This window comes from Mucilaginibacter xinganensis, assembly GCF_002257585.1.
In the GTDB taxonomy this organism is placed as follows: domain Bacteria; phylum Bacteroidota; class Bacteroidia; order Sphingobacteriales; family Sphingobacteriaceae; genus Mucilaginibacter; species Mucilaginibacter xinganensis.
Map to the genome: position 1 here is coordinate 109,080 of NZ_CP022743.1, position 24,108 is coordinate 133,187.

The window sequence follows — 24,108 nt, forward strand, 5'->3', positions numbered from 1 at the left end:
AGATGGCAAAAAACCAAAACGATGGCATCCATGTAATTATGGAAAAACTGCCGGTAAACCCCATGCTGTTCAGTAAATCGGTAGGTTTGCTTCAGCATCTGATCAAGACGCCCTCCTTTAGCGGCGAAGAAACCCTCGCCGCCGACCTGGTGGAGGATTACCTCAACGGTTATTCAATTAAAACTGAAAGAAAAGGAAATAATATCTGGTGTTTCAATAAACACTTTAATCCCGCAAAGCCTACCATTTTACTTAACTCCCACCTCGATACTGTAAAACCGAACGACGGTTATACAAATGATCCTTTCTGCCCCGAGGTAAGCAACGGCCGCTTATACGGCCTGGGCAGCAACGATGCAGGTGGATGCCTGGTATCGCTTATTGCTGCCTTTCTGCACTTTTACAGTTATAAAGGCTTGGGTTTTAATCTTTGCCTGGCCGCAACAGCCGAAGAGGAAAACTCAGGCCGCAACGGGATTGTATCTATCCTGCCTTTGTTAGGCGGTTTGGAACTGGCTATTGTAGGAGAACCCACCTTATTGCAAATGGCTATAGCCGAACGGGGCAACCTGGTTATTGATTGTGTGGCGAATGGCCGTTCGGGCCATGCTGCAAGAGAGGAAGGAGAAAACGCGATTTACAACAGCCTGGCGGCCATAGAATGGTTTAGGAACTATAAATTCCCCGAACAGGTTAAAGGACTGTCATCCGTAAAAATGACAGTTACCACCGTTAATGCAGGCACCCAGCATAATATCATACCGGCCAGGTGCAGCTTTACAGTAGATATCAGGAACGACGACAGCCATACACACCAGCAGATCCTGGATGTGATTAAAGCCAATATAAAAATGCCATTTACCGTCCGCCCCAGCCCGCTAAGAGCATCATCGGTGCCGATGGATCATCCAATAGTTAAAACAGGCATAGCTATCGGCTGTAAGACTTATAGTTCCCCCACATCGTCCGACCAGGCGTGGCTGAACATACCGTCGGTAAAAATAGGTCCGGGCGATTCCGCGCGGTCACATACGGCAGATGAATATATTTTTTTAGAAGAAATTAAAAGAGGGATCAGCATGTACATCAAATTACTGGATATGTTGCCGCTGATGTTAATAAACAATCCAACCAAGTATAAAAATGAAATCAAATATATTAATAATTGATGATGAAGTAAAGCTCAGTGAGTTACTTTCAAGGATACTGGAGCTTGAAGGTTACCATGTTCTGCAGGCTGCTAATGCAAAAGCCGGCCTTCGCATCCTGGAACGCGAGGATATCCGTGTGGTACTGAGCGATGTGAAATTACCTGATGCCAATGGCGTTGAACTCGTTAGCAAAATAAAACAACTAAGGCCAGGCGTGGAGGTTATTAATCTTACAGCTTTCGGTGCAATAAGTGACGGGGTGCTGGCAATTAAGAATGGAGCGTTCGATTACCTGACAAAAGGTGACGACAATGAAAAGATTATTCCGATGGTGAGTAAAGCAATGGATAAAGCCAACCTGCAATTCCGTTTAAAGGAACTGCAAGACCAGGTAGAGAATCAACATGGTTTCCCTATTGTTCTGGGCAACTCCCCGGCCATCCAGGAGGCTATTAAACTGGCTAAAAAGGTCGCCAAAACCGATGCCACGGTGCTGCTGCTGGGCGAAACCGGGACCGGCAAAGAGGTTTTTGCGGAGGCCATACATTACGAAAGTTTAAGAAAAGACAAACCATTTGTGGCCGTAAATTGCAGCGCCTTCAGCCCTGAATTACTGGAAAGCGAGTTATTCGGTTATAAGGCCGGCGCATTTACCGGCGCAATAAAAGATAAAAAAGGCCTTTTTGAAGAAACAAATACCGGAACTATTTTTTTGGATGAATTGGGTGAAATGAGCCTCGATTTGCAGGCAAAATTATTGCGTGTACTTGAAAACGGCTCGTTTATGAAAATAGGAGAAACCAAAACGACAAAAGTTGATGTGCGGCTGATAGCAGCCACTAACCGGGATCTTCAAAAAGAAGCCGAAGAAAACCACTTTAGGCTCGATCTTTATTACCGCTTGTCAGGGTTTTCTATTTTATTGCCCCCATTGCGCGACCGGATTGGCGACATTGAAGTGCTGGCCAACCATTTTATTAAAATATATGCCGCCCGAATAAAAAAGAAGGTACCTGATGTGGATCAGCACTTTTTTAAGCTGCTAAACCAGCATAAATGGAATGGGAACATCAGAGAATTGAAAAACGTTATTGAAAGAGTAATCATCCTGATGGATGAACCGCTCCTGACCCCCAAGTTGCTCCCTTACGAATTTCATAATGGTGTGTATTATGACCTGGTTGCGCTCGACCTGGAAAGCGTTGAACGTAACCATATCCATCGGATCTTAAAATACACCAAAGGCAATAAAACAGAAGCTGCGCGCATCCTTGGCATAGGGCTGGCAACGCTTTACCGCAAAATAGAGGAGTACCCGGTTTTGCTGAATTAACAAAATGAGAAAATAGCCTCACCAAATTGAGAACCCATTCGTACCGAAAGATAGTTCAAGAGCACATTAAATATTATAAACAGCTGTTATACAATGACATAACCCAAAAACTACAGAACTGGAATGCCAATTGTTTCTATTGGCACGAAAGGAAACATATACACCTTAATCTATATTAATGCCTGGGCTACGGCAGCATTGCCCCTGGCCCCGGGACAAATAAAAGTTCAAATAACACGTATAAAAAATGAAAAAACAACTACTAACAATAGCTGCCCTGGCAACTATTGCCCTAAATGTTCGTGCGCAAAACAACGTATCTGCATTAGAGGTTATTAAAAAAGACACCGTGATGCAAAAAGATACGGTGGTAAAAAAAGAACCATTTGCATTCGGCGACTTTACCTGGTTAAACGGTAACGACCGCCGGCATAAAGCCCTGCTGGACACTAAGTATTTTACCGGGCGCTTCCTGCTTGATTTTAACTATACGGCATCCAACAATAATCCCATCGACCATACTGTAGTTGGATCAACTGCACTGGCGCGCGACCATGAATTTGAAATTTCTACGATAGCTTTCGGGGGCGATTTCCATTATGACAACATCAGGGCGAGTGTTTTAACCCAATTTGGAACACGCGCAACTGTAGTGCCCCGTAATGACTTTAGCGTTACACGCGGGCAATTTGACCTGGCAACAGCTTACCGGTATTTGAGCGAGGCCAATGCCGGTTACCACTTTGACGTACTAAATGGCATTAACGTAGATGCCGGTATCTTTATGTCGTACATTGGCCTGTTTTCATACTACAACGCCGAGAACTGGGCCTATCAGCCATCATTCACCTCGGATAACACCCCATGGTTTTTCAACGGGTTACGCATCCAGATCTTTGTGTCTGATAAGTTGAAGATCGAACCCTGGTTAATAAACGGCTGGCAGTCTTACGGCATGTTCAACAGCCAGCCTGGTATTGGCGGACAAATTCTTTGGCGGCCGGTAGAGTGGGCCCAGGTATTGACGAATACTTACTACGGCGCCGATACCCAGGACAAGCCCGGCAGGAAGCGGTTCCACTCAGACAACAGCATCGAGGTGCGTTACTACAAAAACAAGAATTCTTTTATCAACAGCATGGCGTTTTCTGTAACCGGTGACATCGGCTTTGAAAAAGGTGATGGCGTAAACGGCTTCCACGCCGACCCGGTAAAGGGCCCTGCACAATACTTCGCCAGCGGCATGATCTATAACCGTATGGTGATGGCAAAAGGGCACCTGGGCTGGACAATAGGCGGCGGGGTGATCAACAATCCCGGCCGTTACCTGGTATTATATCCCACAGGTGACGCAAACCCGATTCCTGCCATCAATACCGGTGCAACAGGATCGCATCCATTTTCTGCAAACCCGGGTGACCAGTTCCATGGATACGACTATTCAACTTCGATTGACTGGATGCCAAATGATTATTTAACCTTCCGCCTGGAGGTGGTACACCGCCATGCAAGCGTTCCTTATTTTGCAGGCCATGGCGGTGTGACATCACCCGACGGGTATAACACCACGCCGGTGCCGTCGAATTTTACGCCCGACTTGGTACCTTCGGAAACCCGTTTTATAGGTGCATTACTGGTAAGGTTCTAAACAAGCGTCACGAATAAAGAAATACACAGATCGGCAATAACTTACTTTTCATTGTTTAAGTATGTTTAGCTTGATTCAAAAGCCGGGGTTGCCACCCGGCTTTTTTGAAAGACCACACAATACACAAAATCATAATAATTGACAAAATGAAAAATTCAACAAAAGTGCTTATGGCTATAATCCTGGTTATATCCGCAATGGGTTTAAGAGCACAAACCGCTAATAAAGAAAAAGGGATTTACCTTACCGAACAGGACTATAAGAACCATAAACTAAGCTACCTTTTAGAAAGCCACGACAAATTACAGCTTAACGAATTTATGAACGGTAAAAATGTAAGCCTCACTTACCAGGGAAAGAAGATAAAGCTGGCTAAGCAGGATATTTTTGGCTACCGGCTGCAGGGGCAGGATTTCCGTTTTTATCAAAACGAAGCTTACCGAATTATTGACTCCGCAGGCTTCCTGCTTTACAGCCGTTCAAAACTCGTTCAACAGGGTAAAGGCCCGAAGCCGGTGGAGCAGTTCTATTTTAGTGGCGGCGCCAATGAGCCACTGCTGGGCCTTACCGTTGCCAACTTATGGAATAGCTTTCCAAAACAGGTTAGCTTCCGTTACAGCCTGCAGCGCAACTTCAACGGGGATGCTGACCTGGTGGCGTACGATAAGCTTTCCGGCCAATACAAGATTAAGTACCTGTATTTTAAACAAAACCAGCAGGTAAATGCACAAGCTTCTTTTTAACTATTAACTGATCTATCAGGAAGTCCCGGTTTTTCCGGGGCTTTTATTTTGCACGTCCCACAGCTGTTATGATGTTCTGTTCCACGGAACGAGTGTGAACAAGCGGAACAAGTGGAACAAACGGAACAGAATTTGAAGCGGCAGTACCATCAAATTGATAATTTGGGCATGTCAAAATGAGAAACTGAAACATTGTTATTTTTAAATAAGAAACTAAAATACCCATTTACGGAAGCTAAAGGCACTTTTCACGCTTTTTCCTGTTTCATGGCACCCAAATAGTACGGTTTAGGCTATGGGACGGAATCTGAAAAATGTCAGGAACAACGTGTTGTTGTGCTTAAACAACGATACCATCGGGGATGAAGAATTAAAAGTTAAAATTGACAAGCTGGATGACAAGGTGCAGCAAATGCTTTTGTGGAGCACCATTTGCGCAGTATGGAGCTATATGTTCCTCATCCTGGCTATTGCAAGGGTATATTCCAGCTTTAAGGGCGATCACACTATCCTGCTGGTGAGCAGCCTGGTTTTAATGTATGTGCTAATGGGCGTGCTGATTTACTTTGTGTGGAAAGGCATCACCTTCAAAAGCAGTTACTTTAATTCCGTCAGCAGAGCCTATCTCAGCAACCAGATCCAAAAGTTATCCGGTCAGCGAAAGCTGGTTTCTTACTATTTGCTGGAGTATGGTTTACTGCTGGCAGTAGCCAGCCTGTTCTTTTTTTTAGATATCAAAAATGGCGTGAGTTATATGCTAAAGCTCACCGCCCCGGTCAGCATTATAACCTACGGGCTGGGTCTGTACTTCATCGCAAATTTCACCCGGCAAATGAAAGCGCTCGACCTGGTACAAAGGCAGCTCAATAAGCTTCATGTATCACCCGTTAATCAAAACTAAATCTCATTATCACTAAAAAGGGGTTCAAAAAATTCCTGAAACATCTTCTGCTATCCTTGGCGATTTTAAGAATAATAGTATCCCGGCTAGCCTATTTTATGTTTTTTGATTGGTTAGAAGGACTCCTGTTGCACGCGAACTTTTCTTTTTTAATTTAGCGTTTGATAAATATCCATCCCTTCCAGTTCAGGCGTCCCCCGGCTGTATTTTTTACGATAGTCCTGCGGGGTAAGCCCGGTTATTTTTTTAAACACTTCGCGAAAGGTTTTGATGTCGTTATAGCCAGCATCATACATCAGCAAGTTAATATTTGGAGATCCTTTTTCGAGTTCCTTTTTAACAGCTTCAATTTTTACCCGCTGTACATATTCAAAAGGCGTGTTTTGAGTGGCCTTTTTAAAACGCCTGATAAAATTGCGCTTGCTCATATTGGCATATTCAGCAATTTGATCAATATTTAACTGTTGCTGATGATTTTGTTCTATATAATGCTGTGCCTTTAATATGTTATCGTCATTATGCTGGTGCTGGCCCTTGAATACAGCAAAGTGCGCCTGGCTGTTGCGGTCCATATCCAAACTGAACATTTTACTCGCCCAAATCCCTACTTCCCTTCCGCAAAACTTATCAATAAGGTACAGCACCAGGTTTAACGAAGAGAATGCGCCGCCGCTGGTATAAATTCCGCAATCGTCAGTTATTACCAGATCTGAAAGGAAGTTGACCGCGGGATACCGGCTTGTTATATCGTCTTTATCAAACCAATGCGCGGTGCATGATTTTCCGTTTAGTAAACCGGCTTCTGCCAGGAAGTAACTGCCGGAGCACAGGCTGGCTACTTCCGTACCGCTTTTGTTCATGCGGTTTATCCAGTTAATTAGCATTTGATGCTTTTGCGGGATAGCTCCCCGGTCACCATAAAATGCAGGTACAATAATCAGACCCGGTTTTTTCATGTTGGCTATGTTACTGTAACCCACATAAGGCTCGGGATGGTGTAAGTATTCATTTGATGATTTTTCACCAACCAGCATTATTTTAAAAGGAAGCGGCTTGCCCGATTCATGGAAAAGCCTGTTGGTATGGATCAGCATATCCATAGCACCTGATACTGTTGAAAATACCGCGTCTTCGTGTACCAATATTGCAATTTCTTTCATATCCTTATCATCGTGTATTTTAAAATGTAAAACGATGCCCCGCTTAAAAACAGCACAGCGGGCTTGTTTAACATGAAAAAGATTCGACAACGGGGAGCGTCATCAAATCTTTGGGTGGCATAAGTTGTATTGCTTTGATTTTAGCTCAACGCATTTTTAGCGTAATCGCGGCATTTTATTACCTCTTTAACAGCATCAGAGCCTTCAGGTATTTTATATTCCAGTTCAATTGTTGCGGGGAATTTGTATTTCTTCTTTTTCATTAATGCCAGCACTTCTTTAATTGGGGTATCGCCCTGTCCCCACGGCATATTTACACCATCGTGGAATTTGCGGTCCTTTATGTGCATGCTTACAATCCTGTCGCTGTTTTTCAGGATAAAATCTACCGGGCTTGTGCTGGTACCGGCTACGTAGTGCCCGATATCCAGGTTAATGGCATTATATTCTGACTGGCCGAGGGCAACATCCCACAGCTCAGGAGTGGCTTGTGTGTGGGCATGGTAGCCAACATAAATTTTATGTTCGGTGGCCTTATCACCCAGGCGTTGCGTTAGTTCCTGGTCATCAGGTAATTCAACGGTTACATGACTGCATCCGAGCGCCTTCGCGGCATTAAAAGCATAATTAATTTCAGCGTCGGTATTTTTCGCTCCCAATGCGTTGGGTTTCCAGGCATAGATCTTTACACCGGCATCATTATACATTTTGCGCAGTTCTACAAACTTGTCCATAGGTGCATTCATACGCCATTCGGCCATTTTAGCGGCAAAATCTGCACTCCGGTCCCATTTGGGTGCACCGGCATAGGCTTCGGCTGCATCGCCCATTAATTCAATGGCACTGATGTTACAGTCTTTGCAATATTGTAATAATTGTTCGGCAGTGCCGGGCATGCTCCTGAACGAGTAGGTAATTACACCTACCTGCACGCCATTGATCATTGAGTTTGGTTTGCCATCTGCAAAAATCGAGCTTGCAAATGCTGTTTTCGAGGCCAGCGCCATACCTGCAGCTGCAAGTATCCCGGTGCCGAGAAACTGCCGCCTTGAAACGTTGTGTTCTTTCATGATGGGTTATTTAATGAAGAGGAATAATTGGTTGTTTATAATTGGTAATCAAATTTAACAATTTATTGCATACAGGCAATACCGTGTTAGCAAACAATCCCGTTACATTGACGCCTAAAACCGGCAAACGTTACAAAAAGCAATGAAAATAAACTTTCACAATATTTTGAAAGTTTTGTAAAATAAGTACCTTTGTATATGGAACTACCTGAAGCTAAACAGAAGTTTATTGAGGCATGGGGCAAGTTGGGGTCTGAGTGGGGAATTAACCGTACCATGGCCCAGGTGCATGCGCTTTTGCTGGTAACGCCGGAAGCTTTAACTACTGAAGAAGTGATGGAATCGCTCAGTATCTCGCGCGGGAATGCCAACATGACCCTGCGCGACCTGATCAGTTGGGGACTGGTTGAAAAACAGCATAAGCCCGGCGAACGTAAAGAATATTTTTTTGCAGACAAAGATACCTGGAACATTGCCCGGCAGGTTGCCAAAGAACGCCGCAAAAGGGAACTGGATCCGGTAATTAAAATATTGGATGAACTGTCAAAAGTTAAAGGCGATGCTAAAGACCCGGCCTTTAAAACCTTCAATAAATCGGTAACGGATATCAACAAGCTGGCTAAAAATGTAGATAAAACATTGGAAACCATGCTTAAAGCCGATGAAAGCTGGTTTTGGGGTTCTATTTTAAAGATCTTTAAGTAGGTTTTTTGCTTACTTCCTGTTTATTCAAAAATCAACAAGCCGTCCGGGTGAAATAATTAGCATTATTTATATCTTTGCAGCAGATAAGCCCCACGGGTCTTTTTGAAATACCAAATTCCCTTATGGTGTAATGGTAGCACTTCTGATTCTGGTTCAGCCTGTCGTGGTTCGAGTCCATGTAAGGGAACAAAATGCCGGGATGTTCCCAGGTTAACAGTATATAAAGCCTTCCTGTGAAAATAGGAAGGCTTTATGTTTTAATATCAAAGAGATAAACTGGGAGGTCAATTATTCTCTTTTTGTTGAAATACTTTCCTATATATTTGATATTAAAACCACTTTATTCAATACCGTGACCATTAAAAGGATTTTTTTACCCTTTATTTTAACATCGCTCTGTACAAGCACGTTTGGACAGACAAACTTTAATTCCCTTATAAAAAATGTTACCGTTGCAAAACTACCATATTCAACAGCTGGCGCGAGGTACAGGCACTACAGGGAAAATCAAAAGGAAATTCACTCTACCGACAGTGTTTTCATTATAAAATCGCTTAAAAGCATATTACCTAAGGTTGTTAACCCGCAAGGAGGCACCGCTTTTGGAAGTTTTGATTGCGATGAAGACACCACCATTTGTTTACAGCCAGAAGAAATTGCTAAAATCGCCATAATTTGCGTGATAAAAAACAACTACAATAGTAATTGGCTGATCCATATGGAGTACCAGCGAAAAGGGGACTATGGGCTTTCGCGAGGCCTTTTATTGAACATTTCTCCACAGGGAAATCTTAACGATTGGATTATTTCGAACGGATCGCTTAATGAAGGAAATCCCCACGGCAATATTTTTAGAAATTTTACTGTGCCGGTTAACGGCAGCATTAGGATAGAGGAGTCGGCTGAAGGAGATAATACAGATAAATACGTTTTTTACACAACTTATAAAATTCTACAGGGCAAATTCCGCCCCGTTTACAACCGATTTATACAAGGCACACATGTGTAGCGGCTAGCATCTTCTTATAGACAATAGGATCGTATGTACAAGGCTCACCTCAGGTATTGATTCCTTATGGTAAAATTAAAAACCTGATCGAGGCCAGGCGGGACACTAACACGATTTACCAGGAAATAAATCGGCTTAACGTTTCAAGCGTTTAAATATAATTTTAGCATACCTGTAATTACGGTTGGGGCTATATCCCCCCGAAACCTTTTTGTTGGGCTTGTTCCAAGCGCCGTAAGGAACAAGCGGGAGATAAAAACAACTATCCTGCCCCCAAAACATCGCGGGTCCGTTTGCTATTGGCATCCAATATTGAAAATGGTTGCCGGCTATATACACTGCCGTTTCCTTTTTTATAGCATATAAATTAATACTAGCTCTTTCATCGCCGTCATCAGTATTAACACAAACCGCATATTTTTTATCGGGAGATAGATAAGGAAAACCAACAAAGTCTGTCCCAATTTCTTTTCCGGTGATCCCGTCTATAAAAAAACAATTGGCGCTTTCGTTGTACGTTCCGGCAATAACCAGTTTATTAATGGATTTGTATTGGCCCAAATAATCGTATGCCTCCTCATGCTCGCCATTTACCGAGTCCTTTAATTTAACCGTTTTTTTCACTGTCTTTATAGAAAGTACGCTGTCTTTCTTTTTAAACCGGCCGGTATCTGCTGTAAATAAATTTACAGCAAGTTTTTTCTGCTTATAGAACTCGGCCTCACTAACCCGTTCCAGTTTAAATTCGGTAAGCCGGGATGTATCAATATCGTTCTCATCGCCATCATAGGGCTGCCTTTCTTCGCGGTACAGGGAATCCAGGTCAGAGCTGGTTAGCGGAACCGCCAATTCATTGCCAACGCATTTACAGGATTGGGGAACAAATAAAGAATAACAATGATCGCACCCTTCTTTCTGAATTTCCATCCAGCCGTTTTTCACGCTGATTAATTTTATCAGGGTACCAAAACGAAAAAAATCATTAACAGGTAATCCGTGGTTCATGGTGTTTGAGTCAGGCTCCTCCATCCCGTCCACACCTTCACGCTTGATTATGTATAAGGGTTCGGACCAGGGTTCTGTATCCGCGTTCTTCGTGATCCCGGTCTGTTTGTCAACTGCAACAACTATAGCAACAGATTTATTATCTTTTGATTTAAGAGCTGTTTTATTGATAGGATGATTGCAGCTGAACAATGCCATCAGCAATGTTAAAATATAGAAGTGACAGGATTTGAACATTAAATTGTGATGCTGCACTTACAGCATCACAATTTATAAAATACCCTATTAATTACCCGGATTATTTTTAACGACAAAAGCCTCTCTATCAGAAAGGCTTTGTAAATGGCAACGCTTTTTCAATAATGCTAAAGCGGGAACACCACTTTAGGAACTTAAATATCAATTAGCCAAATCATCATTCCTGATCTCGTTCTTGCTTTTATTAATCCCGTCCCTTAACCCGCCAAAATTGTAGTTTAAGCTAATATTAAACGACCTGAAATAATCCCTGCTGGCGCTGAATTGTGAAAAGTTGGGGCCAAAAGTTTGGCTTTGGTTATTCCGGTATTTGGATAGCGGGTTTTTGATGGTGGCTGCAAAACCCAGTTTGTTTTTAATCAGCTCCTTGTTCACGCCAAATGCAGTACTGATCATTCCGTTTGAAGTGCCCTGTAAACCGTTTGGATTCCGGCTGATCACATTAAGATCTGCATTGATACGCCAGCCATTGCCGGCCTGGAAAGCGTTGGATAAGGCAACAAAGTAGATGTAACGGTTATTGTTGATGATTGCACCATCGCTTGGGCCGGCTAACCACAGGTACATCAAATTGCCATTTAAGCCTGCGTTGTACCATTTACTAACCGGGTAGCCAATATTAACATTAGCGCCGAGGCTTTTAGCTTTACCAACGTTGGCATAAGTAGTGCTGCTGATTTGGGTCGCAGGGTCAAAATTGGTAACCTTCAGGTCGAGGTTGTTCATGAAAGAATAATCCAGGCCAATATTTACCGATAGCTTTTTATTGCTGCTATAACCTGCCTGGATATCGTTTAACAAAACCGGGCGAAGAGCCGGGTTTCCGGTTGATTCGATATTAGGGTTAGAGCGGTCTATATATGGATTCAGCCTGTTGATGCCCGGCCTTCTTATCCGCTGTGAAAATCCGAAATTGATGCTGCTTTGGTCGGCAAAGTTTTTACCAACGGCAATTGATGGAACAACATTCAGGTAATTTTGATCTGCAACAGATGCAGAAGAAACAAAATTAGCGCGGATTACGGTTTGTTCAAGCCTTACGCCTGCACTTATGTTCCAGCTTTTTAATGCCAGCTGGTAAGAGTTGTAGGCACTAAACACATTTTGGGTATTGGTGTATAAATCTGAAAGTGAAGCATCCTGTTCAAATTGTCCGCTTGCTGCGTTAAAGGAGCTGTATTGAAAGTTGCTGGAGTTTTTCCTTACGATCCCTTTTACACCGGCTTCCACATTCAGCGTTTTTACCGGGGTTACAAAATCAAGCTGAAAAGTCTGTTCAGTAAAACCCTGGCGGGCATTTTGGCGATAGTCTGGTGTTGCCATGTTAACCTGGTTTGACAGATCAATAGCGGCGTTTTGATTGCCCGGATTGGTGCTGTACATATAGGAGAAAGTAAGAAACCTGTTTTTAACCGATTTGAAACCCAGCTGGTAATTAATCGCAGCATCAATACCATAGGAGGTATTTGAATTGTTATTAAGCAGGTCATATCCTTGTGAAGCAACATTTGATCCCGTTAAAAAAGAAGACAAACTACTGGTACCATTTGAGCGGTTGCCATTGATATTAAACTGCCCGGAAATAAGGTTAAGCGAGTCAATCTCGTAACTTAATTGGGTGCCCAAATAACCGTTTTTGGTGTTCGACTTGCTTAGTCCGTTCTGTAGTAAGCTTGTTGCAGGCAAACCTGAACTTATCCTGCTATTTGTAAAACTGGTTTGCGGCGAGTTATAGATACTGCCGCCGCCAAAAGCTGAAATGCCGAACTTGCCCATTTTAGCTGTAAACGAGCCGCCTGCACCCGGCCCGCCGACAGGAAAGCTCCCGTTAATATTTAATGTGCCGTTATAACCATCATGCAGCTTTTTATTGGTGACGATGTTAATAATCCCGGCAAGGCCCTCGGCATCATATTTAGCAGGCGGGATGGTGATCACTTCAATTTTTTGGATGGTTGAAGCGGGCATGCTGCGGAGTATGGCAGTTAAATTTCCGTTCACCACGCTTGATGGCTTTCCATTAATCAGTACCTTATAGCTGGCATTTCCTTTAACCAAAATATTATCGCTGCCATCTAACGAGATAAAAGGAATTTTATGCATCATCCCTAAAACACTGCTGCCCTTGCTCTCCGGGTCGGCCTGCAGGTCATAAACAATACGATCAGCCTTTTGATTAACAATAGGCCTGTCCGCAGTTATGATAACTTCTTTTAAAGAAGTTGATTGACCTTTCAGGTAGATCTCTCCAAGCTCGATGTTCCCTGAAAGATTAATGGCAATAGCTTTCTGCTGATAACCAATAGCTGATATTGTTATGCCATAATGGATTGCATTTAGCGCAGGGAAAGCAAACAAGCCGCTATCCCTGGTTACCATGGCCCTTACGATCTCTCCTTTTTCATCTTTCAACCTTATGGTAATCAGTGATAATGGCTCACTCGTAACTGAATCAACAATTTTACCTGATACGCGGAAAGTCTGGGGTGCTACCTGCGCCTGGATGGTGCTTTTAGCTAATGAAAATATACTGACAATCAGTATTATAAATATTGGTTTAAACTTAGTTTTCATTGTGATAATAATTAAAAAGTGGTAAAAATTTGGCATGCAGCTTCCCCTTAGGGGCCATGGCTCCTTTTTAAATGGGTTACAAAAAATTAAATGGTGCCGGGGTTGCGGGCCTTACTTATCCTGGCTCTTTCTTTTATTTTGAATAAGCAGATAGTAAGAAAGGAACCCCGCAGCTACAAAGATCATTTCAATTCCGTACGGCAAAGGTGAATCTTCGGCGCTGTATGGGATATACTGCATAATTACCAGGCCCAGCCCTGCGAAAAATAATATAAGGCCCCACTTTAATGATTCAGAGCCGATGGTTGAAAGCTGTGAAAGGAATTTGAAAGAGGTTTCGTCCAGCGGGCCTGAATTGATAATTCTGTTCTTTAAGCGATAATTAAGTAAGCCAATTATCAAAACCGCGATGATTATAAAAAATACGATCACTATTATAAAGGGAAGTAACTGTTTCATAATGTTGTTATTTAAAGTAATTTGATACAGTAGTCAGCAAAAGATGCTGCCCGGTTGCAAATATTTTTTATTATTTTTTGCAACCGTTAGCCGGTAACCGTTGACTAATATAGTATGTTAAATGAAAAGGAAATTGTATCCAGGATAATTAAGGAGGATTTCCGCGCTTTTGAGTTACTGGTAAAGGAATATGAAAAACTGGTATTCTTTGTAATTAACCGCCTTGTACACGATGTGCAGGACAAGGAAGATATTTGCCAGGAAGTTTTTATTAAGGTACACAAGAGCCTGCCAAAGTTTAAATTTGAATCAAAACTGTCAACCTGGATTGCACGGATCGCTTATTTAACAGCAATTAATTATCTAAAAAAATACAGGGCTAACCAGCAATCAGACTATCCGGAAAATATAGACAACTACCACTTTACCGATGATAATCCTGAACAGGTTTTAACTCGAAAAAATGCTTCGGAATATTTGAATAACCTGATAGCGCAAATGCCATTGGCGTACAGAACAGCGCTAACCTTATACCATTTAAATGAGTTTAGTTGCCAGGAGATAGAACAAATTACAGGAACGCCCGAAGGGACCATAAAAAGTAATTTGTTCAGGGCACGGAAACTGCTTAAAGAAAAAATAGAAAAAGATTTAAAAAACGAGCCAATATGAAAAAGCTAAATGACGAGGAAATACAGCGTTTACTGGAAGGTGAACTAAAATCAGCAGATGAGCTGTTATCTGCCGGTGAAAAAGAAAGCCTGGATCAATACCGCTTTTTGTTTGAAAAATTGAAGGATGAGCCTAAAGAGGGCTTGCCCTATAACTTCGCTTCCAATGTTAAACGCAGGGTGCAGCAGCAGTTTAACCGGAAAAGGGATATGCGGTTTTATCTGATAGCCTTTGTTGTGCTTATTGTAGGGTTTGCCGGATTTTACCAGGTTTTGGTGGTTGTTAACGAAAATGCGGGCGCCCGGTTTATGGACGTTCTGTATAAATTTAAGTGGGTTATATTTTTAGGGGCAGCTACATTTTTGGGCATCCTTTATTTGGATCAAAAATTAGTTAAGGAGGGTTCCTGAAGGCGCTTAAGCGGGCTGGGTATATGGCTTAGTCAGGCAACAATTATTTTACCAGATAGAACTGAAATCTCGCGTATCTTTGCCGTATCCAAAGCAAATGACCCGCCAGCTAACCATAGATGATTTTTTTAATTCGGGCACGCCCGTTGCATTAATTGACGTGCGTACGCCAGCCGAGTTTTTGCAGGGGCATATTCCCGGAGCATTTAACATTCCCTTATTTACCAATGAGGAAAGGGTTAAAGTAGGCACAACCTACAAACAGGTAGGCCGCGAAGAAGCAATCCTTTTAGGGTTTGATCTTACAGGGCCCAAATGGTCGGGTTTTATTAAGCAGGCACTTGAAATAGCGCCGGATAAAAAGGTGGCGGTACATTGCTGGCGTGGCGGGATGCGCAGTGGCGCTATGGCCTGGGCACTGGCACTGTACGGCTTTGATGTGGTGGTGATAAAAGGGGGCTATAAAAATTACCGGCGTTGGGTACATACCCGGTTTGCAATAAATTACAGCTTAAAGGTGTTGGGCGGCATGACAGGGTCGGGTAAAACGAAGATCCTGCACCAGCTTAAAGCTATGGGCGAGCAGGTGATTGACCTGGAAGACCTGGCGCAACACCAGGGTTCATCCTACGGCACCATGAACATAATGGTACAGCCAACCCAGGAACAGTTTGAAAATAACCTGGCAACAGCGCTTACAGAGATGGATCCTGCGGTTAAAATTTGGGTGGAAGATGAAAGCCTTACCATTGGCAAACGCTCCATCCCTAACCCATTCTGGTATCAGATGCGGGAGGCGGCGCTGATTGATATGAGGGTTAATACCGAACAACGTGTGGCCAAACTGGCGCAAGAGTATGGCACCCTGGATAAAGACTTCCTTGCAGCATGTACCGAAAGGATCCGCAAGCGCCTTGGCCCCGAACAAACAAAACATGCGCTGGAAGCTATCCGCGAAAACCGTATGGTTGATTTTATCAGGCTGGTGCTGGTTTATTATGATAAAACCTATCGCACCGGCTTATCCAAACGAAATGCTGAAAAAGTATTCCCGGTTGATATTCACAGCGACGATATCGTTGATAACGCCCATACCATTTTAACATTTACAAAAACACTTGCCGAAAAAGCAACCTTGTATTAATGGAAGCAACTACAATTAAACTTACCCAATATTCGCATGGTGCGGGCTGCGGCTGCAAGATCAGCCCGGCTATACTTGATAAAATATTGCATAGCCCGATAAGCGCACCACCAGACGCGCGGCTATTGGTAGGAAACGATAAAAGAGACGACGCAGCGGTTTTAGATCTTGGCAACGGTACTGCACTGATCTCTACAACTGATTTTTTTATGCCGATTGTGGATGATGCCTATGATTTTGGGCGCATTGCTTCGGCTAATGCCATTAGTGATGTTTATGCAATGGGCGGCAAACCTGTATTGGCTATTGCCATATTGGGCTGGCCTATAGATAAGCTTCCGCCCGAGGCTGCGCAGAAAGTACTGGAAGGTGCAAGGGCTATTTGTGCCGAAGCGGGTATTACCTTAGCCGGCGGACATAGTATTGATTGCCCTGAACCTGTTTTTGGCCTGGCTGTAAACGGACTGGTTGACATCGCTCACCTTAAACAAAATTCAACCGCAACAGCCGGGTGCAGGTTATATCTTACCAAAGCGCTGGGCGTGGGTATTTTATCAACCGCCCAAAAAAGAGGCGTATTATTGCCCGAAGACGCGGCTATAGCCCTGCAAAGCATGACCACCTTAAACAAGCCCGGCGAACTATTCGGTAAAATAGCAGGTGTTAAAGCCATGACCGATGTAACCGGCTTTGGCTTGCTGGGCCATCTTTCTGAAATGTGCGAAGGCAGCGGGCTGTCAGCGATAATTGAGTTTGATAAGATCCCGGTAATAGCTTCTTTGCCATCATACCTGGCCCAAAAGTGTTTCCCCGGCGGCACCCAACGCAACTGGAACAGCTACGGGCATAAAATTGGCCCTGTAACGGATGAACAGCGATACATTCTTGCCGACCCGCAAACCAGCGGCGGCCTGCTGGTAGCTGTTGCCGAAGATAGCTGTGAAGCATTTGAGCTGCTGTTAAAAGAACTACAATTGGGGTTTGAGTCGTTTGGCCGGCTAACATCACACACTAACGGGCCATTGATTACTGTTATTTAAAATGAACCTGATGAAAAAAATTATCTTCAAAACGTTTTTAGCTGCTTTAGTTGTCATTTCGGCCTCATTAAACAGTGTGGCACAAACATCTCCTGTAGCTATACCGGTACCCGGTTTAAATAATCCATGGAGCAACAGCCAGTTGCTGGAACCGGCTGACTTAGCTGCCAACATTAAAGCCGGGGGTACAAAAACACCGTTGATATTAAACATTGGCGCGGTAGAGGACATTAAAGGGGCACAGCATATTGGCGCGGTTAGCAACGCTGAAACCCTCGAAAAGTTGAAGAAAACGGTAGCCGCACTGCCTAAAAACACAGAGATAGTTATTTATTGCGGCTGCTGCCCTTTTGCCAAATGTCCTAATATCCGCCCGGCATTTAACGAACTTATCAAAGCAGGATTTACTAATGTTAAGCTGCTTAACTTACCAACCAATTTAAAAACAAACTGGATTTCGAAGGGCTATCCGCTGGCTAAAGAATGAGCATAGCCCTTTCAGCAAATAAACTTATACCCAATGCTCCGGATGTTGATGATCTGTATGTCCGGCTCATCTTTTAGCAGTTTGCGCAAATGGGTCATAAATACATCCATACTGCGGGTATTGTAATAGCTGTCCTCCCCCCAAATTTTCAGTAATGCGCTTTGGCGCTCCAGCACAGTGTTCTTATGCAGTATCATCATTTCAAGCAACGCCATTTCTTTAAATGACAGGGCAAATTCCCCGGCAGACGTTTTTAGCTTTTGATGCACCGTGTCAAGCATACAGTTACCAAAATTATAAATAGCAGCGGCCTCGTTCTGCACCCCCTCTTTTAAACCGGCAGGTCTTTTAAGCAGGGCTTCCATCCTAACCAGCAGTTCATCCATGCTGAAGGGTTTTTTCAGGTAATCATTACCGCCACTTTTAAAGCCTTTCACAATATCTTCTGTGAGCGCTTTTGCGCTTAAAAAAATGATAGGCAAATGCGGATCAGAAACCCGAAGCTCATTTGCGATTTCGTACCCGTCTTTTGATGGCAGCATAATATCAAGAATGCAAATATCAGGGCGTGTGGCATGGTATTCATCCATAGCCAAACTCCCATCGTAAACCAGCTTAACGTTATAGCCACTGCTTTTTAAGCCATCACTAACAATTCGGGCCAAAAATGGCTCATCTTCTACATATAACACCTTATAATTCATGCGGCAGCGGGTAATACAATTATAAAATCGCTCCCCTTTCCCGGCTCGCTTTTAATGGCAATGCTGCCCCCGTGTTTACCAATCACTTGCTTTACGTAATGCAAGCCCAGGCCCGATCCTTTTACGTTGTGCCTGTCGTTAATCGCCGGGATCCGGAAGAAACGGTCAAATACTTTGTCATGATAAATATCTGCTATACCAGGGCCGTTATCTTTAAAGTTTAGGATAACATTGCTTCCCGAACATTGGCAACTGATCTGCATTTCCATTTGCGGGCCGGCATATTTAATAGCATTATCAATCAAATTATAAAACACATTGGTAAGGTGCACAGGGTCGCTGTTTACAAAACATGGTTCATCAGCCAGCGACAAATGAACAACGGACCGGCTGTTATCCAGCTGCACCTGCATGGAGGCTACAACCTGCTTTAACCCGGCCTGCACATCATACAATTCATGGCGCATGGCATTGCTGGTTTCCTCTTCCTGGCTTAAGTTCAGCACTTTTTCTATCATCAGGTTCAGGCGCTGCAGCTCGTGCCTGCTGATGTCCAGATAATTTTGCAGCTTTTCGGGGTCATTAACCAATTGGTATTTGGTGATAGACTCTAACGCTACAGCTATAGTGGCCACCGGTGTTTTAAATTCATGCGTCATGTTGCTGGTAAAAGTATTTTTAGCGTCGGCATATAAGCGCTGGTTGCGGATCAGCTTTAATAAAAAATAGAACGCAACGCCGGTTAGCAAGATCATTAGCAATGACGAAAACAGGTAATAACGCATCTGGTAAATAACAATACTATTTAACTCGCCTACAACCAATTGGTATTTGTGCATGCTTTTTAAGTTATAAGAATACTTGCCTGAATGATATTCCGCCTCGTTAAATAGTAATTCTGGAATGGTCATTGATGTAAGCGTGTCTCTTCCGTAACCATATAAGGCATATTGCCTGCTTTGATAAATGCCCAACTTTGCAAGTTGCCTGCTTACAGTGGAATCCATTAGTTTAATGTCGCGATTGTCAATTCTTACTACCTCGTCGGGCGATTCATCGTTCCACCTGCGGTCAGTTGATGATTCGTCCTTTTTTGTCGAATGATTATTGAACATGATCTTTATTTGAACCAACGAGCTATCTGATCCAAGTCCATAGTGAAATATGCTATGCACGCCATTTATTTTCAGATCATCAAAAGCCTGCCGCATTTGCAGCCATTGAGGCGATAAAAAAAACTCTTTAAAACGATCTCCACGCTTGCCGGCTCCTGAAATAGAAGCGTAAATAGCGTGGATTGCTGACGTACTTACAGCCTGCTCCAGGTCTTTTTTTAACTGTGCCTTTTGCGAAATAAACAACTGCCTTAACCATACCGCCTGCAAACCAATGCTTACCACCAGCGAGAGGATGATAAGCGGATAAGCGTACCGGGAGCTGAACCATTTCATAAAGCTAATTTGATAATAATAACAGGTAATAGCATAGCCTTACGTACGATTTAACTCTATTTAACCGAGTTTAACTTTGGTTTAGGGAGCGGCGTACTAAGTTTGACAAAAATTATTTATGAAAAACATTTTTACTTTTCTGCTGCCTTTTATCCTGTTGCCGGGCCTTCTATCAGCACAAAACTTAAGTGGAACCGTTCATGACAATAAAGGTAATTCGCTTGATGGCGTTAGTCTTTATTTAAGCCACAACGGTAAAGCGCCTGTTTTAAAGATCGCGGATAAAGGTATTTTTTTTTATAGCGGCTTGAATAGCGGGCAATACCAGTTAACCGTAAGCCTGGTGGGTTACCAAACATTGGTACGAAATATTATCTTACCGAAAGACACGCTAATGCTCATTTTATCGCCACTTATCAAACAGTTAAGCGAGGTAACCATTGCCGGCAACAAACCTTTAATTGAACGGAAAATTGACCGCGTTGTATTTAACGTGGAAAACAGTATTACAGCCAGCGGCGGTACGGCATGGGATGCGCTAAATAAAGCCCCTGGGGTGCAAACCACTTTTGACGGTGCCATAAAAGCTAACGGTAAGGGCGCCGTTATTTATCTTGATGATAAACTGATAAGGCTTTCGGGCGAGGATCTGAGCGCTTACCTCAGGAATTTACCTTCGGATAATATTGCGAAGATTGAGATCATAGCTAACCCAACTTCCCGTTACGATGCCCAGGGTGGCGCAGTGATAAATATCATCTCAAAAAAATCAAAGGCACAAGGTTTAAATATTATTGTTAACGGTGCTTTTACACAATCAGCACATGGTAGCTATACTTCGGCAGCCAGCTTTAATTACCGAAAAGACAAACTGAACGTTTATGGCAGTTATGGTTACAGCTATCGCGATAAGGAGCATAACGAAACCGAATACATTATTTTTGAAAGCCCGCAAAGCTATTCATATTGGGATAACAACAAAATTGGCGAACGCAAGGGCAGGGCAAGCAGCTATAAATTTGGCCTGGATTACGACCTAACCGACAAACAGGTGGTTGGCTTTTTAATAAACGGAACCAACAGTACCAACACCCGCATCAATAATGTACAAACCGATATCTATAACAACCACCAGCTTAACATTGATTCGCTTTTAAAAACCGCCAATAATACCGGCGGCAATACCGACCAACTGAGCTATAACCTGAACTATAAAGCCAAACTGGATACCGTTGGACAAACGTTTAACATCGACCTGGATTTTACACCTTATCGCAACAATGGGAACCAGGTGGTTCATAGTTTATCTTTTTTATCCAACGGCAGCCCGGCGTCGGCACCTTACAGTATCAGCACATTTTCAAAACAAAAAATAGATATCTGGTCGGGCAAGGCTGATTATACCTACGCATTCAATAAAAAATGGAGCGTGGAAACCGGTGTTAAATACAGCAGCATTGTTACACACAACGGCTTTAATTTTTTTAATAACAACACCGGGAGCCCGCAACTGGATGGCAACAAAAGCGACCAGTTTGAATATAACGAAACTACATCCGCCGCTTATGCAAGCGTGAATGGCACCCTCGGCAAATGGAGCGTGGAAGCGGGTTTGCGTGGCGAATATACCCGAACCAAAGGCTACAGCGTTACGCTTGATTCCCTTAACCGCAACAGCTATTTCCGCCTGTTCCCAACACTGTTTTTAACCTATGCCATCTCAAAAGATCACGAGCTAAACCTCAACTACAGTTACCGCATAAACCGGCCGGAGTATTGGCGGCTTAACCCTTTTAAATATTACACCAGTCCATATACCTATTTGGAGGGAAACCCATCCTTACAACCTGCGTTTATCCAAAGTGCAGAGGTTGGCTATACTTACCAACAGCAATATAACTTTACCCTGTTTTATCGCCAAACAAATGGATATTTCAGCAATATAACCGTGCAGGATAACACTGATAAGATATTTTATGACACCCAGCGCAACCTTGATAAGAGTTTGGAAACCGGATTTTATCTTTCGGTTCCTGTAACACCTTTTAGCTGGTGGGAGATCAACAATTTTGTGCAGGGTTCATACCGGCAGGAAAAATCGGGCTACCTGCAAGGTAATTATGATTATCATACACTTGGATTGTATGTAAATACCAATAATGCTTTTACCCTTAATAAGGCCAGCGGATTAAAAGCCGAAATCGGCGCATGGTATTCATCGCCAACTATCCAGGGCATTTATAAGCTCGACCGCACATTTGATGTAAGTGCCGGCATCCGCAAAACCTTATTAAACAGGCAGGGGACCATCAGGCTGGCAGTTAATGATATTTTTAATGGCAACCCCTACCGTATTAATGTTAGTTACCTGAACCAGCACAACGGCTTTCATGAATATAATGATACCCGAAACATAGCCTTAAGTTTTAGCTACAAAATAGGCCGCAACAAAATTGCTGATTCCCGCAAAAGGACCAGTGCCAGCGAAGATGAAAAACGACGTACACAATAAATATCACTCAAATTAATGGCCTTGATGCTTCTGTGCAGGTTTGTCACACTGTCACAGCTCAGTGGGTGTGACACTTGTGACAATAATAAGTTTAGCAGATACATTACGGCAATTACAATTCGTAAATTATAAAACATCCCTTATCACACTTTGTCACAGTGTCACAGCAGCCATTTAACATCAGGTAAATAAAGCTATCCTGTTAGAAATTTGCAGACGAGATTGTCTTTAATAAAAAGATGTCATTTGGTGTTGTTGATTTAAAGATTATCTGCTTAAATTTAATTAAAAATGTGATGGAAAAATTTATGCTGATTGTAAGGGAAGACCTGGCAAGAATAGGTGGTCTTACCGTAAAAGATCGCTTTTCAGAAGGCCCGGACATGACGGGCTGGGTTCAGTCGCTGATAGCATCAGGCAATTATATTAGTGGCGAGCCGCTGGCGATAAAAGGCCGCTATGTAACCAAACACGGGGTACAGGCAGATGGCCCGTTTATTGAAGCAAAAGAAGGCTTAAGCGGTTATGATTTAATTTGGGCCGAAAACATTGAACAAGCCACTGCTATAGCCCAAAGCTGCCCGATGGTAATGGCAGGGTTTGCTATCCGCGAAGTAAGGCCGGTGCAACCCTTCCCGGGCAACTAATAACAAAGCGCTTAGCTCACTTTACCGGCAACAAGCCAGCAAAAAGGAATCCCTGAAAACACTATCGGCTGGCGCCATAAGGTTTGCCCAAAGGCTTATTTATTTCCGGTAACCCCAGCCCTGTAGCCACTCGGCGTTATTCCTTCAATCTTTTTAAAAGCACGGCTAAAATAGTTCAGGTTGTTAAAGCCAGCTTTAAAGCATGCTTCAGAGATACTGTGATAAGGGTTGCGCATCAGTTGCTTTGCAAATTGGATCCGCTCCTTTATAATGTAATCAACCGGCGAAATACCAAGTTCATGCTTAAAGGCGCGGAAAAAGCTGGGTTTGCTCATAAAGGCCATTTGGCTCAGGGCATCAATATTGAGTTTTTCGGTAAGGTGTATGCGGATATATTCCAATACATAAGCAAACCTGTTGCCGGCAGATAATTCATGCAGGCCGGTGCTCACTTCGTGCAGGTTTTGCATCTGCATAATGCGGATCAGTAACTCCTTTAAGGTAAGGTTGGCCAGCACATCTTTAGTAATTGTATCGCCTGTGCTGATGCGGATGAGCTTATTGATGAGTTGTGCCAGCTCGTAATTGTTAAAAAAATGAAACTGGTTATAGTTAAGTTTCCAGGTGTTGCTGTCTTCGCGCGGGTAATTCTCATTCAAAAAGTCGAGCGTATTCATTATCTCCTGGTTGTTTATGGCCAAGGCCGTGCACTGCGAGGGCTGGTTTGCCGATGCTTCCGGAAAGTCAATCTTCATGGTGATGTTAGGCGGAACAATCACCGTTTCGCCGGGCAGGTAGTCAAACCCGGGCTGGTCAAACAAATGCATCACCTTTTTGCCACGAAGCATGCTGGTAATTACCAGGTCGCTGAAAGTTAAAGGCACAAGTTCGCTTCGCTGGTAAGTTTCAAATATGTTAAGCTCACATTGGTTTAAAGTGTAAGCCTTCCTGTTCTCTACAAGCGTTCTGATCTCTTTCCGGGTTGAAAGGGATAATGGGTTTACCAGGTTTTTATTGGTCATGGC

General features: G+C 43.2%; 22 protein-coding genes. 14 read left to right on the plus strand and 8 right to left on the minus strand.

What is annotated here, in order from left to right:
• Positions 1-2: 2 nt before the first annotated feature.
• The 5 genes from MuYL_RS00510 to MuYL_RS00530 all read left to right on the plus strand — a co-directional run bounded on the left by MuYL_RS00510 (position 3) and on the right by MuYL_RS00530 (position 5,776).
• Positions 3-1,169: a M20 family metallo-hydrolase gene (locus MuYL_RS00510; protein ID WP_317043861.1), complete on the plus strand. Its 1,167-nt coding sequence runs from the start codon at positions 3-5 to the stop codon at positions 1,167-1,169.
• A complete protein-coding gene (locus MuYL_RS00515; RefSeq protein ID WP_094568661.1) occupies positions 1,144-2,484 on the plus strand; it encodes a sigma-54-dependent transcriptional regulator in 1,341 nt (446 codons plus the stop codon). Before MuYL_RS00510 ends, MuYL_RS00515 begins: the two co-directional genes overlap by 26 nt.
• Before the next feature lie 247 nt (positions 2,485-2,731).
• Positions 2,732-4,132 carry an outer membrane beta-barrel protein gene (locus MuYL_RS00520; RefSeq protein ID WP_094568662.1) on the plus strand — a complete coding sequence of 467 codons (1,401 nt, stop codon included), beginning with the start codon at positions 2,732-2,734 and terminating at the stop codon, positions 4,130-4,132.
• Positions 4,133-4,278: 146 nt separating this feature from the next.
• Complete coding sequence (locus MuYL_RS00525) at positions 4,279-4,875, plus strand: hypothetical protein (RefSeq protein ID WP_094568663.1); 597 nt, start codon at positions 4,279-4,281, stop codon at positions 4,873-4,875.
• Between the two features lie 295 nt (positions 4,876-5,170).
• Entirely contained in the window at positions 5,171-5,776 is a 606-nt protein-coding gene (locus MuYL_RS00530; RefSeq protein ID WP_094568664.1) for a hypothetical protein, read from the plus strand.
• A gap of 149 nt (positions 5,777-5,925) precedes the next feature.
• On the opposite strand, the gene MuYL_RS00535 is transcribed toward MuYL_RS00530, so the two are convergent.
• Together MuYL_RS00535 and MuYL_RS00540 are read right to left on the minus strand one after the other, a co-directional pair.
• Positions 5,926-6,936 carry a GlxA family transcriptional regulator gene (locus tag MuYL_RS00535; protein ID WP_094572802.1) on the minus strand — a complete coding sequence of 337 codons (1,011 nt, stop codon included), beginning with the start codon at positions 6,934-6,936 and terminating at the stop codon, positions 5,926-5,928.
• Between the two features lie 140 nt (positions 6,937-7,076).
• Positions 7,077-8,006 carry a TIM barrel protein gene (locus tag MuYL_RS00540; protein WP_094568665.1) on the minus strand — a complete coding sequence of 310 codons (930 nt, stop codon included), beginning with the start codon at positions 8,004-8,006 and terminating at the stop codon, positions 7,077-7,079.
• 198 nt (positions 8,007-8,204) lie between these two features.
• On the opposite strand from MuYL_RS00540, the gene MuYL_RS00545 reads away from it, so the two are divergent.
• Entirely contained in the window at positions 8,205-8,711 is a 507-nt protein-coding gene (locus MuYL_RS00545; protein ID WP_094568666.1) for a GbsR/MarR family transcriptional regulator, read from the plus strand.
• A gap of 352 nt (positions 8,712-9,063) precedes the next feature.
• Positions 9,064-9,720 (plus strand): hypothetical protein, encoded by a 657-nt coding sequence (locus tag MuYL_RS00555; protein WP_094568667.1) that lies wholly within the window; start codon positions 9,064-9,066, stop codon positions 9,718-9,720.
• A 135-nt stretch (positions 9,721-9,855) separates the two neighbouring features.
• Here the strand turns inward: MuYL_RS00555 and MuYL_RS00560 are convergent, their stop codons facing one another.
• The 3 genes from MuYL_RS00560 to MuYL_RS00570 all read right to left on the minus strand — a co-directional run bounded on the left by MuYL_RS00560 (position 9,856) and on the right by MuYL_RS00570 (position 14,016).
• Complete coding sequence (locus MuYL_RS00560; protein WP_094568668.1) at positions 9,856-10,923, minus strand: hypothetical protein; 1,068 nt, start codon at positions 10,921-10,923, stop codon at positions 9,856-9,858.
• A gap of 201 nt (positions 10,924-11,124) precedes the next feature.
• Positions 11,125-13,557 (minus strand): outer membrane beta-barrel family protein, encoded by a 2,433-nt coding sequence (locus MuYL_RS00565; RefSeq protein ID WP_170309711.1) that lies wholly within the window; start codon positions 13,555-13,557, stop codon positions 11,125-11,127.
• A gap of 111 nt (positions 13,558-13,668) precedes the next feature.
• Positions 13,669-14,016: a hypothetical protein gene (locus MuYL_RS00570; RefSeq protein WP_094568670.1), complete on the minus strand. Its 348-nt coding sequence runs from the start codon at positions 14,014-14,016 to the stop codon at positions 13,669-13,671.
• 114 nt (positions 14,017-14,130) lie between these two features.
• Between MuYL_RS00570 and MuYL_RS00575 the strand changes: the two genes are divergently transcribed.
• The 5 genes from MuYL_RS00575 to MuYL_RS00595 all read left to right on the plus strand — a co-directional run bounded on the left by MuYL_RS00575 (position 14,131) and on the right by MuYL_RS00595 (position 17,769).
• Positions 14,131-14,688, plus strand: a complete 558-nt coding sequence (locus MuYL_RS00575; RefSeq protein WP_094568671.1) for an RNA polymerase sigma factor — start codon at positions 14,131-14,133, stop codon at positions 14,686-14,688.
• Positions 14,685-15,098, plus strand: coding sequence for a hypothetical protein (locus tag MuYL_RS00580; protein WP_094568672.1), 414 nt, complete (start codon positions 14,685-14,687; stop codon positions 15,096-15,098). The genes MuYL_RS00575 and MuYL_RS00580 overlap by 4 nt, the downstream gene beginning before the upstream one ends.
• 97 nt (positions 15,099-15,195) lie before the next feature.
• Complete coding sequence (mnmH, locus tag MuYL_RS00585) at positions 15,196-16,242, plus strand: tRNA 2-selenouridine(34) synthase MnmH (protein WP_094568673.1); 1,047 nt, start codon at positions 15,196-15,198, stop codon at positions 16,240-16,242.
• On the plus strand, positions 16,242-17,282 hold the full coding sequence (gene selD / locus MuYL_RS00590; RefSeq protein WP_094568674.1) for a selenide, water dikinase SelD: 1,041 nt from the start codon (positions 16,242-16,244) through the stop codon (positions 17,280-17,282). Before mnmH ends, selD begins: the two co-directional genes overlap by 1 nt.
• Positions 17,283-17,292: 10 nt before the next feature.
• Complete coding sequence (locus MuYL_RS00595) at positions 17,293-17,769, plus strand: rhodanese-like domain-containing protein (protein ID WP_094572803.1); 477 nt, start codon at positions 17,293-17,295, stop codon at positions 17,767-17,769.
• Between the two features lie 11 nt (positions 17,770-17,780).
• On the opposite strand, the gene MuYL_RS00600 is transcribed toward MuYL_RS00595, so the two are convergent.
• Positions 17,781-18,473, minus strand: a complete 693-nt coding sequence (locus MuYL_RS00600) for a response regulator transcription factor (RefSeq protein ID WP_094568675.1) — start codon at positions 18,471-18,473, stop codon at positions 17,781-17,783.
• Positions 18,470-19,924 (minus strand): sensor histidine kinase, encoded by a 1,455-nt coding sequence (locus MuYL_RS00605; RefSeq protein WP_094568676.1) that lies wholly within the window; start codon positions 19,922-19,924, stop codon positions 18,470-18,472. The genes MuYL_RS00600 and MuYL_RS00605 overlap by 4 nt, the downstream gene beginning before the upstream one ends.
• A 118-nt stretch (positions 19,925-20,042) precedes the next feature.
• Between MuYL_RS00605 and MuYL_RS00610 the strand changes: the two genes are divergently transcribed.
• The gene (locus MuYL_RS00610) at positions 20,043-22,436 is read left to right on the plus strand and encodes an outer membrane beta-barrel family protein (protein WP_094568677.1); all 2,394 of its coding nucleotides are present in this window, start codon (positions 20,043-20,045) and stop codon (positions 22,434-22,436) included.
• Between the two features lie 296 nt (positions 22,437-22,732).
• Entirely contained in the window at positions 22,733-23,083 is a 351-nt protein-coding gene (locus tag MuYL_RS00615; RefSeq protein WP_157740520.1) for a YciI family protein, read from the plus strand.
• Positions 23,084-23,178: 95 nt separating this feature from the next.
• Here MuYL_RS00615 and MuYL_RS00620 read toward each other — a convergent pair whose 3' ends face one another.
• Entirely contained in the window at positions 23,179-24,105 is a 927-nt protein-coding gene (locus MuYL_RS00620; protein WP_094568679.1) for an AraC family transcriptional regulator, read from the minus strand.
• Positions 24,106-24,108: the final 3 nt, after the last annotated feature.